This window comes from Pseudomonas sp. PSPC2-3, from assembly GCF_049898265.1.
Taxonomy (GTDB): domain Bacteria; phylum Pseudomonadota; class Gammaproteobacteria; order Pseudomonadales; family Pseudomonadaceae; genus Aquipseudomonas; species Aquipseudomonas veronii.
Window position 1 is genome coordinate 179,661 of the sequence record NZ_JAFCXJ010000002.1, and the last position, 13,647, is coordinate 193,307.

The window sequence follows — 13,647 nt, forward strand, 5'->3', positions numbered from 1 at the left end:
AGTCTGTATGAGCGACAACCTGATCGAGATCCGCGACCTCTGCGTCGCCTTCAGCGGCCAGACCGTGGTGCGCAACCTTAGCCTGGATGTGCGCCCCGGCGAGTGCCTGGCGCTGGTCGGCGAGTCGGGCTCGGGCAAGTCGGTGACGGCCCTTTCGATTCTGCAACTGCTGCCCGAAGCCGGCACGCAAACCAGCGGCTCCGTGCGCTATCGCGGCCAAGAGTTGATCGGCGCATCGGCGGCCACCCTGCAAAAGCTGCGTGGCGACCGCATCGCCATGATCTTCCAGGAGCCGATGACCTCCCTCAACCCGCTGCACAGCATCGAAAAGCAGATCGGCGAAACCCTGCTGTTGCACAAAGGTATGGGCGGCAAAGCAGCACAGGCGCGCATCATTGAACTGCTCGAACTGGTCGGCCTCCAGAACCCCCAGGAACGGCTCAAGGCCTATCCGCACCAACTCTCCGGCGGCCAGCGCCAACGCGTGATGATCGCCATGGCCCTGGCCTGCGAGCCGGAACTGCTGATCGCCGACGAGCCCACCACCGCGTTGGATGTGACCGTGCAGCGCAAGATCCTGTTGCTGCTCAAATCCTTGCAGCAACGCCTGGGCATGTCGCTGCTGCTGATCAGCCACGACCTCAACCTGGTACGCAGCATGGCGCAGCGCGTGTGCGTGATGCATACCGGCGAGATCGTCGAACAGGCCGACTGCGAAACCTTGTTCAACGCGCCACAACACCCCTACAGCCGCTTGCTGCTCGACGCTGAACCGGCGGGCGAGGTGCTGTGCGGCGAAACGCGTGAAACGGTGTTGCAGGTCGACGACCTGAGCGTGCAATTCCCCCTCGGCGGCGGCCTGTTTCAGCGCAAGACCTACCTGCGCGCGGTGGACGGCATCAGCCTCAGCGTGCAACGCGGCAAGACGCTGGGCATCGTCGGCGAGTCGGGCTCGGGTAAATCCACCCTGGGCCAGGCGATCCTGCGCCTGCTGGACTCCACCGGCAGCATCCGCTTCCAGGGCGTCGCCCTCGACGCGCTCAACCACAAACAGATGCGCCCGTGGCGCAAGCAGATGCAGGTGGTGTTCCAGGACCCTTACGGCAGCCTCAGCCCGCGCATGTCGGTGCAGCAGATCATCAGCGAAGGCCTGGAAGTCCACGCACCGTGCAGCCTCGCCGAGTGTGACGCGCAGGTGATCCAGGTGCTCAAGGACGTCGGCCTCGACCCGGCCAGCCGGTATCGTTACCCCCACGAGTTTTCCGGTGGCCAGCGCCAGCGCATCGCCATCGCCCGCGCACTGGTGCTCAAGCCGGCGCTGATGCTGCTCGACGAACCCACCTCGGCCCTCGACCGCACGGTGCAGAAGCAAGTGGTAGCGTTGCTGCGTGAGCTGCAGGACAAATACGGCCTGACCTACCTGTTCATCAGCCATGACCTGGCCGTGGTGCGCGCCATGGCCCACGACATGATCGTGATCAAGGACGGCAAGGTGGTGGAGCGCGGCGCCAGCCATGATGTGTTTGAATCGCCGCAACACCCGTACACCCAGGAACTGCTGGCCGCCGCACACATCCCCTTGTAGGAGCGAGCTTGCTCGCGAAAAGCGCAAGGACACCGCGTTCAACCAGCAGGCCGCGTCATCGTTAACGTTTTTCGCGAGCAAGCTCGCTCCTACAGGATTCTGCACGCATGAGTACCAGCCTCAAGGACTACCAACAGGTTCGCGGCCTGGCCATCCAGTCGCTGTTCGAGATCATCGAGCAGTCCAGCGAAGGCACGGTGATTGTCGACCGCGACGCGAACATCGTGTGGATGAACGAGCGCTACGCCAAGCGCTTCGGCCTCAAGAGCGCCGACGAAGCCATCGGCCAACCCTGCGAACAGGTCATCGCCAACAGCCTGTTGCGCCAGGTGGTGCGCAACGACCAGCCGATCCTGCTGGATATCCAGGACACGCCCAAAGGCCCGCTGGTGGTGATGCGCCTGCCGATCCATAACGACGCCGGCGCGGTGATCGGCGCCATCGGCTTTGCGCTGTTCGATGAGCTGCGCAACCTGTCGCCGCTGATCGAGCGTTACCTGAGCATGCAGCAAGAACTGGCGTCCACCCGCTCGCTGCTGCGTTCACGCCAGAGCAAGTACACCTTTGCGCACTTTATCGGCACCAGCGCCACCAGCCTCGAAGTCAAACGCCGCGCACGGCGCAGTGCGAGTGCCGAGTCGCCGGTGTTGCTGCTCGGCGAGACCGGCACCGGCAAGGAGTTGCTGGCCCAGGCGATCCACGGCGCCTCGACGCGGGCGCACAAGGCATTTGTCAGCATCAACAGCGCGGCCATTCCCCATGACCTGCTCGAAGCCGAGTTCTTCGGCACCGCGCCCGGCGCGTTTACCGGCGCCGACCGCAAAGGCCGCCCCGGCAAGTTGCAGATCGCCCAGGGCGGCACGCTGTTTCTCGATGAAATCGGCGACATGCCCCTGCCGCTGCAAAGCAAGCTGTTGCGGGTGTTGCAGGAGAAGGAATACGAACCGGTCGGCTCCAACGAGATGCGGCACAGCGACGTGCGGGTGATCGCCGCCACGTCCATGGACCTGGAAGCGGCGATCAAACGCGGCGAGTTTCGCGCCGACCTGTATTACCGGCTGAATGTGCTGCCGATCCAGGTGCCACCGTTGCGCGAACGCCTGGAAGATATTCCGGCGCTGAGCGAAGCGATCCTCGAAGACCTGCGCAGCCACCACGAACTGGACCGCGAGGCCCTGGCGTTGTTGGCGCGGCATGCATGGCCGGGGAATATCCGCGAACTGCGCAACGTGCTGGAACGCGCGGCGTTGTTGAGCGATGACCGGGTGTTGGGCGCGGCTGAGATTCGCGCCGCGATCGGCACGTTCAGCCCGGTGGCGCGGGAGGCGATGGAAACGTTCGAAGGCGAGACGTTCGAAGGCGAGACATTCGCGGCGGCGCGGGAGCGCTTCGATCGGCAGCTGATCACCGCGGCGCTCAAGGTCTGCGGCGGGAATGTGGTGGCCGCGGCCCAGCGCTTGGGGCTGGGCCGGTCGACCTTGTACAAGAAAATGGTCGCGCTGGGCCTGGCCACATCTCAATAAAGAGACAAAATTCTCAAAACAAAGACAATCCTTGTGGGAGGGGGCTTGCCCCCGATGGCAGTGCCTCAGTCAGCCTATTCTTTACAGACCCACCGCTATCGGGGGCAAGCCCCCTCCCACCTTTGATGTGTTTTTGTCTCTGAATTGAGACCAGATCTGAAAAGCTTGTTCATGGATACAATAATATCTATGTATTTCAATAGGTTATGAACATGGCACGCATCTCGCTATAGCCCTCCTCCAACGCATCACCCCACAAAAATAACAATCTGATGGAGACACACCATGAGTGTGATCATTGCCTTGGCAGCCCTCGCGCTGCTGATGCTGGCTGCCTACCGTGGCTACAGCGTCATCTTGTTTGCCCCCATCGCCGCCCTCGGCGCTGTCCTGCTCACCGACCCGTCCGCGGTCGCCCCGGCGTTTACCGGGGTGTTCATGGAGAAAATGGTCGGTTTCATCAAACTGTATTTTCCGGTGTTCCTGCTCGGTGCCGTGTTCGGCAAGCTGATCGAGCTGTCGGGTTTCTCGCGCTCGATCGTGGCGGCCGCAATCCGCTTGCTCGGCACGCGCCAGGCGATGCTGGTGATCGTGCTGGTCTGCGCCCTGCTCACCTACGGCGGCGTGTCGCTGTTCGTGGTGGTGTTTGCGGTGTACCCGTTCGCGGCGGAGATGTTCCGCCAGAGCGACATCCCCAAGCGCCTGATCCCGGCGACCATCGCCCTCGGCGCGTTCTCGTTCACCATGGACGCGCTGCCCGGCACGCCGCAGATCCAGAACATCATCCCCAGCACGTTCTTCAACACCACCGCCTGGGCTGCGCCGTGGCTGGGGCTGATCGGCACGATCTTCGTGTTCTGCAGCGGCATGCTCTACCTGGCGCGCCAGCGCAACAAGGCGCAACGGGCCGGTGAAGGCTACGGCACCGAACTGCGCAACGAGCCGGAAACCGCCGAGAACCTGAGCCTGCCCAACCCCTGGATCGCGCTGTCGCCGCTGCTCCTGGTGGGCGTGATGAACCTGCTGTTCACCCACTGGATCCCGCAGTGGTACGGCAAGACCCACAGCCTCAGCCTGCCGGGCATGAGCGCGCCGGTGACCACCGAAATCGCCAAACTCACCGCGATCTGGGCGGTGCAGGCGGCGTTGCTGGTGGGCATCGTCATGGTGCTGGTGTTCGGCTGGTCGGCGATCAAAAGCAAGCTCGCCGAAGGCAGTAAGAGCGCGGTCAGCGGTGCGCTGCTGGCGGCGATGAACACCGCCTCGGAATACGGCTTCGGTGCGGTGATCGCCTCGCTGCCGGGCTTTCTGGTGCTGGCGGACTGGCTCAAGGGCATCCCCAACCCGCTGGTCAACGAAGCGATTACCGTGACGCTGCTGGCCGGTATCACCGGCTCGGCGTCCGGCGGCATGAGCATCGCCCTGGCGGCGATGTCCGAGAGTTTCATTGCGGCGGCCCATGCGGCGAATATTCCCCTTGAAGTGCTGCACCGGGTCGCGGCCATGGCCAGCGGCGGCATGGACACCCTGCCCCACAACGGCGCGGTGATCACCTTGCTGGCGGTCACCGGGCTGACCCACCGCGAAGCCTACAAGGACATCTTCGGCATCACGATCATCAAGACCCTCGCGGTGTTCGTGGTGATCGGTACTTTCTACGCCACCGGCATTGTGTGAGGTTTTCATGACGAATTTGAACGGCAAGACAGCCCTGGTCACCGGCTCCACCAGCGGTATCGGCCTGGGCATAGCGCTGAGCCTGGCCGAGGCCGGCGCCAACCTGATCCTCAACGGCTTCGGCGACGCCAGCGCGGTGATCGCCCAGGTACAGGCGTTCGGCGGCAAGGTCGGGCATCACCCGGCGGACGTCAGCGACCCGGCGCAGATCGCCGACATGTTCGCCTACGCCGAGCGCGAATTCGGCGGCGTGGATATTCTGGTCAACAATGCCGGCATCCAGCATGTGGCAGCGGTGGACGAGTTTCCGGTGGAGCGCTGGGATGCGATCATCGCGATCAACCTGTCGTCGGTGTTCCACAGCACGCGCCTGAGCCTGCCGGGCATGAAGGCCAAAGGCTGGGGGCGCATCGTCAATATCGCCTCGGTGCATGGCCTGGTGGGTTCGGTGGGCAAGGCCGCCTACGTCGCGGCCAAGCATGGCGTGATCGGCCTGACCAAAGTGGTTGGCCTGGAAACCGCCACCAGCAACGTGACCTGCAACGCGATCTGCCCCGGCTGGGTGCTGACGCCGCTGGTGCAGAAGCAGATCGATGATCGCGCGGCCAACGGCGTCGACCCGCAGCAGGCGCAACATGATTTACTGGCAGAGAAGCAGCCGTCGCTGGAGTTCGTCACCCCGCCGCAACTGGGTGAGCTGGTATTGTTTTTGTGCAGCGAGGCCGGTGCCCAAGTGCGCGGCGCGGCATGGAACATCGATGGTGGTTGGCTGGCTCAATAGACCAAACACAGAAAATCCAATGTGGGAGGGGCGGTGCGACGATTCGACTTGCCCCCGATGGCAGTGGGTCAGTACCGCATGTGCTAGCTGATACTCCGCCATCGGGGGCAAGTCGAATCGTCGCACCGCCCCTCCCACATTCGAACTCCACTGTTTGGAAGACCTGTACAAGAATAAGAGACGTGCTTATGTCCGAGATCCTCTGGCAACCCTCCGCCGAACGCATCCGCCACACCCGGATGGACCAGTTCCGGCGCTTTATCAATCAGCGCTACAGCGTGCAGCTCGACGACTACCCGGCGTTGCACCAGTGGAGCATCGACCAGCGCGCCGACTTCTGGCAGGCGATTGTGGCGTTTTTCGACGTGCAGTTTCGCAGCCCGCCCAGCGCGGTATTGATCGAAGGCGCCGCGATGCCCAGCGCCGAGTGGTTCCCCGACGCAACCCTGAACTTTGCCGAGCACCTGCTGCGCCGTCGCGACGCTCACCCCGCCGTGGTCGCCATCAGCGAAGACGGCCAGCGCGAGCAACTGAGCTACGCCGAACTGGCCGCCCACGTCGCCGGCCTGCAACGCAGCCTGCGGGCGGCCGGGGTCGGGCTGGGCGATCGGGTTGCCGCGTGCATGCCCAACACCTGGCAAACCCTGGTCGGCATGCTGGCCACCACCAGCCTGGGCGCGATCTGGTCGTGCTCATCGCCGGACTTCGGCACCCAAGGCGTGATCGACCGTTTCGGCCAGATCGAGCCCAAGGTGCTGATCGCCTGCGCCGGTTACCGCTACGCCGGCAAAACCATCGACCAGAGCGCCAAGCTCAACGAGATCCTCGAACGCCTGCCGTCCCTGCAGCACCTGATCGTCGTGCCGTATGCCCGGCCCCAGGCGCGGGTCGAGGACTATCGGAGCGACGCCAATGTCGCGCTGTGGAGTGACTTCTACCAACCGGGCGGCGCGCCTGAGTTCGTCGCGGTGCCGTTCGACCATCCGCTGTATATCCTCTATTCCAGCGGCACCACCGGCGTGCCCAAATGCATCATCCACGGCACCGGCGGCGTGCTGCTCACCCACCTCAAGGAGCACGGCCTGCATGCGGACCTGTCCCGCGAGGATTGCCTGTTCTACTACACCACCTGCGGCTGGATGATGTGGAACTGGCTGGTTTCGGTACTCGCGCTCGGCGCCACCGCCGTGCTGTACGACGGCTCGCCGTTTCACCCTGGCCCCGAGCGCTTGATCGACCTGATCGACGCGGAACGGATCAGCGTGTTCGGCACCAGCCCCAAGTTCCTCGCCACCCTGGAAAAAGCCGGCCTGCAGCCGCGCCTGAGCCATGACCTGAGCAGCCTCAAGGGCCTGATTTCGACTGGCTCGCCGCTGTCGCCGCAGAGCTACGACTACGTGTACCGCGAGATCAAGGCCGAGGTGTGCCTGTCATCGATGTCTGGCGGCACCGATATCGTCTCCTGCTTCGTCATCGGCAACCCGGTGCTGCCGGTACGCCGCGGCGAAATGCAGTGCAAGAGCCTGGCGATGGCCATCGAGGTGTGGGACGACCAGGGGCGGCCGTTGCTCGGTGAAAAAGGCGAACTGGTGTGTACCCGGCACTTCCCCGCCATGCCCATCGGCCTGTGGAACGACCCGCAGCAGAAAAAACTGCGCGCCTCCTATTTCAGCCAATTCCCCGGCGTGTGGGCCCAGGGCGACTACGCCGAACAGCGGCCCAACGGCAGCCTGCTGATTCACGGGCGCTCCGACGCGGTGCTCAACCCTGGCGGCGTGCGGATCGGCACCGCCGAGATCTATCGGCAGGTGGAAAAAGTCCCGCAAGTGCTGGAAAGCCTGGCCATTGGCCAACGCTGGCAAGACGATGTGCGAGTCGTGCTGTTCGTGCGACTCGACGACGGCGTCGAACTGGATGACGCCCTCGAACAGCAGATCCGCCAGGTGATCCGCGCCAATACCACACCACGCCATGTACCGGCGAAGATCCTCGCTGTCAGCGATATCCCGCGCACCATCAGCGGTAAGATCGTCGAACTGGCGGTGCGCAATGTGGTACACGGCGAACCGGTGAAAAACACCGACGCGCTGGCCAACCCGGAGGCCCTGGCACAGTTTCGCGACCGACCTGAGCTGGCGCTTTAAGATGAAAGGTTTCAGCGAAAACGCACTCATTTGCAGAAAAAAGCCCAATGCATGCTATTTTTCGGGGGTAGTCACCCACCGTTATCCCACCGGATAATCGCTGTTGTCATTTTTCAAAGCGTTACGCTCAGGGCTTTTTATGAAGGAAACATCCACCGGTAGCGAAGCCGCCGCATTGATTGCGCGGCTGGACTGGGCCAAAAACCCCCTCGGTGAGGCCAATGATTGGCCGCAAAGCCTGCGTACCGCCGTGGATATCGTCGTCCACTCGCCGATGCCGATGCAGCTGTTGTGGGGCCGCGAACTCATCCAACTCTACAACGACGCCTTCGCCCTGCTGGCGGGCAACAAGCACCCCGACGCGATGGGCCAGCCGGCGCACCAGACCTGGCCGGAATTGCACAGTTTCACCGCGCCGATCTATGACGCGGTCTTCAGCGGCCAGGTGCGCGCCTTCAGCGAGCAGCGCTTTGTGCTGCAACGCAACCAGCGCGACACCGAGATCTGGCTCGACCTGACCTACAGCCCGATCCGCGATGAACGCGGCAGCGTCGCCGGCATCCTCGTCACCGCCATCGAAACCAACGAGCGCCGCCAGTTCACCCAGGAACTGCAACAGCGCTCCGAAGCCAGCCTCAAAGCCCAGCAAAGCACCGAGCAACGCCTGCGCCACCTCAACGAAAACCTCGAAGAGCGTGTGGCCCAGCGCACCCTGGCACTGGCCGAGGCCAACCAGCGCCTGCAAAACGAGATGGTCGAACGCGAACGCGCCGAAGACGCCCTGCGCCACGCGCAGAAGATGGAAGCGGTGGGCCAACTCACCGGCGGCATCGCCCATGACTTCAACAATATGCTCACCGGCATCATCGGCAGCCTGGACCTGATGCAACGCTACATCGCCGCCGGGCGCAGCGACGACATCGGCCGCTTTGCCGACGCCGCCGTGGCCTCCGCCCATCGCGCCGCCGCCCTCACCCACCGCCTGCTGGCGTTCTCGCGGCGCCAGTCACTGGACCGCCGCCCGCTCGACCCGAACCAGTTGGTGGCCTCGCTGGAAGACTTGTTCCAGCGCACCAAGGGCGCGCACATCACGCTCAAGGTGCAACTGGGCCACGATATCTGGCCGGTGAACAGCGACGCCAGCCAGTTGGAGAACGCCCTGCTCAACCTGGTGATCAACGCGCGGGATGCGATGCCCGATGGCGGCGAACTGCTGATCGAAACCGCCAACAGCTACCTCGACGGCACCGACATCACCACCCCGGAACCGGTCAAGGCCGGTGATTACGTGATGCTCGGCGTGCGCGACAACGGCACCGGCATGGCGCCGAAAATCCTGGCCAAAGCCTTCGATCCGTTTTTCACCACCAAGCCCATCGGCCAGGGCACCGGCCTGGGGCTGTCGATGATCTATGGCTTCGCCCAGCAATCCGGCGGCCATGTGACCCTCCACAGCGAACCGGGCCAGGGCACCTGCGTGCGCTTGTATCTGCCGCGCCTGCACGGCACTTCCCTGGCAAGCAGCTTGCCGGCCAGCCTCAGTGAGGCCGCGCCCGTGGCCCTGGCCGGAGAGGCTGTGGTGGTGGTCGAGGACGACCCGGCGGTACGCATGCTGGTGGTCAATGTCCTCGATGAACTGGGCTACACCGCGCACCAGGCCGCGGATGCACGCACGGCCTTGCCGCTGCTGGAATCGGACTTGCGCGTGGATTTGCTGGTGACCGACGTCGGTCTGCCGGGCATGAACGGCCGGCAACTGGCGGAAATCGCCCGTCAGCACCGCCCGGGCCTGCGCATCCTGTTCATGACCGGTTATGCGGAGAAAGCCGCCGAACGCCAGGGCTTTCTGGAAGACGGCATGGACATGGTGGCCAAGCCGTTTTCCATCGACGTGCTCGCCACCAAAATCCGCAGCATGATCAGCGTCGACGATCCAGTTCAGGCATAATCGCGCGCCGTCGCACACCCCGGTAGAGAACCATGAAAGCCCAAGCCCGCCATATCCTGGTGAAAACCAGTGAAGAAGCCGAACAGCTCAAGCAGCGCATCGCCAAGGGTGAAGCGTTCGATGTGCTGGCCAAGAAGTACTCCACCTGCCCGTCCGGCAAGCGCGGCGGCGATCTGGGCGAGATCCGGCCGGGGCAGATGGTCGGCGCGATTGATGCGGTGATCTTCAAGAAGCCGCTGCGGGTGGTGCATGGGCCGGTCAAGAGCAAGTTTGGGTATCACTTGGTGCAGGTGTTTTATCGGGATTGAGGGGTTGGCTTTAGGGCGCTATCGGGGGCAAGCCCCCTCCCACATTCGACCGCATTGCGCTCACTGTGGGAGGGGGCTTGCCCCCGATCCGCCGCAGGCGGCCATTCACCCCCTAGGAATCAACGCCCCCGGCACCTGGATCACCCGGCTCGCCAACCGATGCCCGGCCAAGGCCGCCTCTTGCGGCGAGCCGCCCTTGAGCCGACTGGCCAGGTACGCCGCGCTGAACGAGTCCCCCGCCGCCGTGGTGTCCACCACCGTCTCGACCGGCAACGCCGGCACCGCAAAACGCTGGCCTGCGCAACGAATCAAACAGTCCTCGGCGCCGCGCTTGAGCACGACTTCCGCGACTGCCGGATACGCTGCGAACACCTGCTCGCTGTCGGCATGACCAAACAACGCGCGCTCGTCATCCTCGGTCAGCAAGGCCATATCCACCTCGGCCAACACTTTGTGATAGGCCGCACGCGCCGCCTCGACACTCGCCCACAAACGCGGCCGGTAGTTGTTGTCGAACACCACCCGGCCGCCGCGCCGACGGGTTTCGATCAAGGCCTGCAACAAGCGCTCGCGCCCGACTTCACCGAGCACCGCCAGGGTGATGCCGCTGAAATACACCACGTCATAGCCCGGCAACGCTGCCAGGATCGGTGCGGCGGCGGGCGTGGTGAAGCAGTCGCGCACGGCCGCTTCGTTGCGCCAGTAGAGGAATTTGCGCTCGCCGTTGGCGTCGGTCTGGATGCAGTACAACCCCGGCAACCGCCCGGGCAGGCGCTGGACCATGCTCAGGCCCAGGCCTTCGTCGGTCCACTGTTGGCACATGGCGTCGCTGAAGCTGTCATCGCCCAGGGCGGTGACGTAGTCGACGTGGCCGAGCGCCCCCAACTCGCGGCGCAGGTACACCGCGGCGTTCAGGGTGTCGCCGCCGAAGCTCTGGTGCAGGCTGCCGTCGGCGCGGTGTTGCAGTTCGATCATGCATTCGCCGATGAGGGCGATGCGGGGTGTGGTGTTCATGCCTGTTGTCTCCGGTGCGGCTGATGGCCCCTTCGCGGGCGAGCCCGCTCCTACCTTTGAATGTGTTCACACATCCAAAGGGCGCAGCGGGTTTGCTCACGATGGAGGCGACGCGGTCTAGAAGCAGGTATGCAGTGACTCGATCACCTGCAGTTGCTCATCCACCAGGCAACCGACCTGCCACTTGTCGAACGTCAGGCACGGGTGGGAAGTGCCGAAGGAAATAATGTCGCCGATGCGCAGCTCAACCCCCGGCGCGACGCTCATGAACGCATGCTGGTCCATCACCGCGGTGACCTTGCACGCGCTCACATCATCGCCTTGCGCCGGCACGATCCCGGCCTTGTAGCGCTTGAGCGGCACCGGCAAACCGGCGTCGTAGGCCACATCGCGCTTGCCCAGGGCGACCACCGCGAAGCCAGGCTCAGGCAACGATTGCACGTGGGCCCAGACTTCCAACGCCGGGCGCAGGCCTTCGCTGAGGTCGCTGCGCCGGTCGAGCACGCAGCATTGCGCATCTTTGTAGATGCCATGGTCATGGGCCACGTAGCTGCCGGGACGCAGCACGCTGAGGAAACGCCCGGCGGCGTTTTGCGCCTCGAAGGACTCGGCGATCAGGTCATACCAGGCCGACCCCGACGCGGTGACGATGGGCTTGGCCAGGTCGAACGAGCCGTTGTTCTGCAGGTCCACCGCCAGGCGCACCAGGCTCGCGGCGAAGTCGCGGATGCCAGTGATGGCGTGTTCGCCGTGGATCACGCCTTCGTAGCCTTCGATACCGGTCAGGGCCAGCGCCGGCTGGGCCTTGATCGCCGTGGCCAGGTCGCGCACCTCTTGCTCGCTGCGGCAACCGCAACGGCCGCCGACCACGCCGTACTCGATCATCACGTTCAAACGCAGGCCACGGGCGGCGAAGAACAGGCCCAGGTCGGCGACGTTGTCCGGGTGGTCGACCAGGCAGTGGAAGTCGAAGTCTGCGTCGGCCAGCAAGTCGGCGATCAACGCCATGTTCGGCGCGCCCACCAGTTGGTTGGCCATCAACACACGGCGCACACCGCCGGCATAGGCGGCGCGGGTCTGTACCGCGCTGGCCAGGGTGATGCCCCAGGCACCAGCGGCGATCTGGCGCTGGAACAGGGCCGGCATCATGCTGGTTTTGCCATGGGGCGCAAGCTCGGCGCCGCTGTTGCTGACAAAGGCCTGCATCCAGCGGATGTTGTGTTCGAGGGCGTCGCGGTGCAGCACCAGGGCCGGCAGGCTGACGTCACGGACCAGATGGGCGCCGACAGCGGCGGCGCCCTTTGCAACGGCGTTGATGGCAGGCATGAACTGCTCCTATTCGTTGATGCGACGGGCCAGGTTGTTGGCGCTTTCGATCAACACCCGGCGGTAGTCGTTGTAGTTTTTACTGGCATCGGCGCGGGGCGCGACGATGCACAGGGTCGCAATGCTGACGCCCTGCGCGTCCCGGACCGGGGCGGCAAAGCAATGGGTAAAGGTGTCGGCCACGCTGTCGAAGGAAAAGAAGCCATCGACGCTGGCCTTACGGATCTGTGCGAGGAAGGTCTCCAGCGGCAAGCGCTGGCCGTCCGGCAGGATGAAATCGTCGGGGTCGATCAGCTCGACGATCTGCTGGTCGCTCAAATGCCCCAGCAACAGACGCCCGGACGCGGTCCACGGGATCGGTGCGTTTTCGCCGATGTCCGAGGAAATCCGGAAATGCCGCTCGCCTTCACGCATCAGCGCCACCGTGTATTTGCGCCCGTTGAGCAGGCACATCTGCGCGGTTTCGTGGGTCTGGCTGACGATTGCCTGCAAGGCGTGGTCGGCCTCGCGGGTCAGGTCGAAATGGCGCAGGTGCGCCTGGCCGAGGAAGTACAGCTGACGGCCGAGGTAGACGTGCCCGTCCTTGCCCACGGTTTCCAGGATGCGGCGTTCCAGTAAGGAGGCGACCAACTCGTAGACCGTGGACTTGGGGCTGCCGATGCCGCTGGCGATATCATTCGGGCGTAGGGGCTGGCCGACTTCCTTGAGGAAATCGAGGATGTCGAATGCACGGTCCAGGCCTTTGGCGCGGCGTTTGATGGTGTCTTCGGTCATGGAAGTTTCGGTCCGCTGAAAGGTATGTGCTGCACAGTGATCCCTTGTGGGAGGGGGCTTGCCCCCGATTGCAGTGTGTCAGTCAACACATCTGTTACTGGAGTACCGCTATCGGGGGCAAGCCCCCTCCCACATTGGATCTACTGTGGTTTCAAGAGTGGGGCATTTAGCCCTTTTTCTTGTAGGCCACGCAATCGATCTCGACCTTGCAATCCACCATCATGTTGGCCTGCACGCAGGCACGTGCCGGGGCGTGTTCGGGGCTGAAGTATTCGCCGAAGACTTTGTTGAAGCTCCAGAAATCCCGTGGGTCTTCCAGCCACACGCCGACGCGCACCACGTCGTTCAAGGCGTAGCCAGCCTCTTCGAGAATCGCCACCACGTTGCGCATCGTCTGGCGGGTTTGCTCGACGATACCGCCGCTGATGATTTCACCGTCCACCGCTGGCACCTGGCCCGAGACGTAGAGCCAGCCGTCCGCTTCCACCGCGCGGGCGAAAGGCCGAGGCTGGCCGCCGCCGGCGGTGCTGCCGGTGCCGTAACGAGTAATGCTCATAAATAGTGCTC

11 protein-coding genes are annotated in these 13,647 nt (G+C 64.1%); 7 read left to right on the plus strand and 4 right to left on the minus strand.

Features of this window, described 5'->3' with window-relative positions; all coding sequences use genetic code 11:
- The first annotated feature begins 7 nt into the window (after nt 1-7).
- The 7 genes from ACP7E3_RS04740 to ACP7E3_RS04770 all read left to right on the plus strand — a co-directional run bounded on the left by ACP7E3_RS04740 (nt 8) and on the right by ACP7E3_RS04770 (nt 9,966).
- Entirely contained in the window at nt 8-1,585 is a 1,578-nt protein-coding gene (locus ACP7E3_RS04740) for an ABC transporter ATP-binding protein (RefSeq protein ID WP_046383118.1), read from the plus strand.
- A gap of 107 nt (nt 1,586-1,692) precedes the next feature.
- Nucleotides 1,693-3,108 carry a sigma-54 interaction domain-containing protein gene (locus ACP7E3_RS04745; protein ID WP_126588294.1) on the plus strand — a complete coding sequence of 472 codons (1,416 nt, stop codon included), beginning with the start codon at nt 1,693-1,695 and terminating at the stop codon, nt 3,106-3,108.
- A 285-nt stretch (nt 3,109-3,393) separates the two neighbouring features.
- The gene (locus tag ACP7E3_RS04750; protein ID WP_046383116.1) at nt 3,394-4,785 is read left to right on the plus strand and encodes a GntP family permease; all 1,392 of its coding nucleotides are present in this window, start codon (nt 3,394-3,396) and stop codon (nt 4,783-4,785) included.
- Between the two features lie 7 nt (nt 4,786-4,792).
- The gene (locus ACP7E3_RS04755) at nt 4,793-5,566 is read left to right on the plus strand and encodes a 3-hydroxybutyrate dehydrogenase (RefSeq protein ID WP_108526408.1); all 774 of its coding nucleotides are present in this window, start codon (nt 4,793-4,795) and stop codon (nt 5,564-5,566) included.
- A gap of 188 nt (nt 5,567-5,754) precedes the next feature.
- Nucleotides 5,755-7,710, plus strand: a complete 1,956-nt coding sequence (locus ACP7E3_RS04760) for an acetoacetate--CoA ligase (protein ID WP_169882109.1) — start codon at nt 5,755-5,757, stop codon at nt 7,708-7,710.
- A 139-nt stretch (nt 7,711-7,849) separates the two neighbouring features.
- Nucleotides 7,850-9,658, plus strand: a complete 1,809-nt coding sequence (locus ACP7E3_RS04765; RefSeq protein WP_057005437.1) for an ATP-binding protein — start codon at nt 7,850-7,852, stop codon at nt 9,656-9,658.
- A gap of 32 nt (nt 9,659-9,690) precedes the next feature.
- Entirely contained in the window at nt 9,691-9,966 is a 276-nt protein-coding gene (locus ACP7E3_RS04770) for a peptidylprolyl isomerase (RefSeq protein WP_046383114.1), read from the plus strand.
- Between the two features lie 105 nt (nt 9,967-10,071).
- Here ACP7E3_RS04770 and ACP7E3_RS04775 read toward each other — a convergent pair whose 3' ends face one another.
- The 4 genes from ACP7E3_RS04775 to ACP7E3_RS04790 all read right to left on the minus strand — a co-directional run bounded on the left by ACP7E3_RS04775 (nt 10,072) and on the right by ACP7E3_RS04790 (nt 13,636).
- Nucleotides 10,072-10,980 (minus strand): sugar kinase, encoded by a 909-nt coding sequence (locus tag ACP7E3_RS04775; protein WP_426122422.1) that lies wholly within the window; start codon nt 10,978-10,980, stop codon nt 10,072-10,074.
- Nucleotides 10,981-11,097: 117 nt separating this feature from the next.
- The gene (locus ACP7E3_RS04780; protein ID WP_017846647.1) at nt 11,098-12,306 is read right to left on the minus strand and encodes an amino acid deaminase; all 1,209 of its coding nucleotides are present in this window, start codon (nt 12,304-12,306) and stop codon (nt 11,098-11,100) included.
- 9 nt (nt 12,307-12,315) lie between these two features.
- Nucleotides 12,316-13,080, minus strand: a complete 765-nt coding sequence (locus ACP7E3_RS04785; protein WP_169865655.1) for an IclR family transcriptional regulator — start codon at nt 13,078-13,080, stop codon at nt 12,316-12,318.
- 166 nt (nt 13,081-13,246) lie between these two features.
- Nucleotides 13,247-13,636 (minus strand): RidA family protein, encoded by a 390-nt coding sequence (locus ACP7E3_RS04790; RefSeq protein ID WP_017846649.1) that lies wholly within the window; start codon nt 13,634-13,636, stop codon nt 13,247-13,249.
- Between the last annotated feature and the right edge of the window lie 11 nt (nt 13,637-13,647).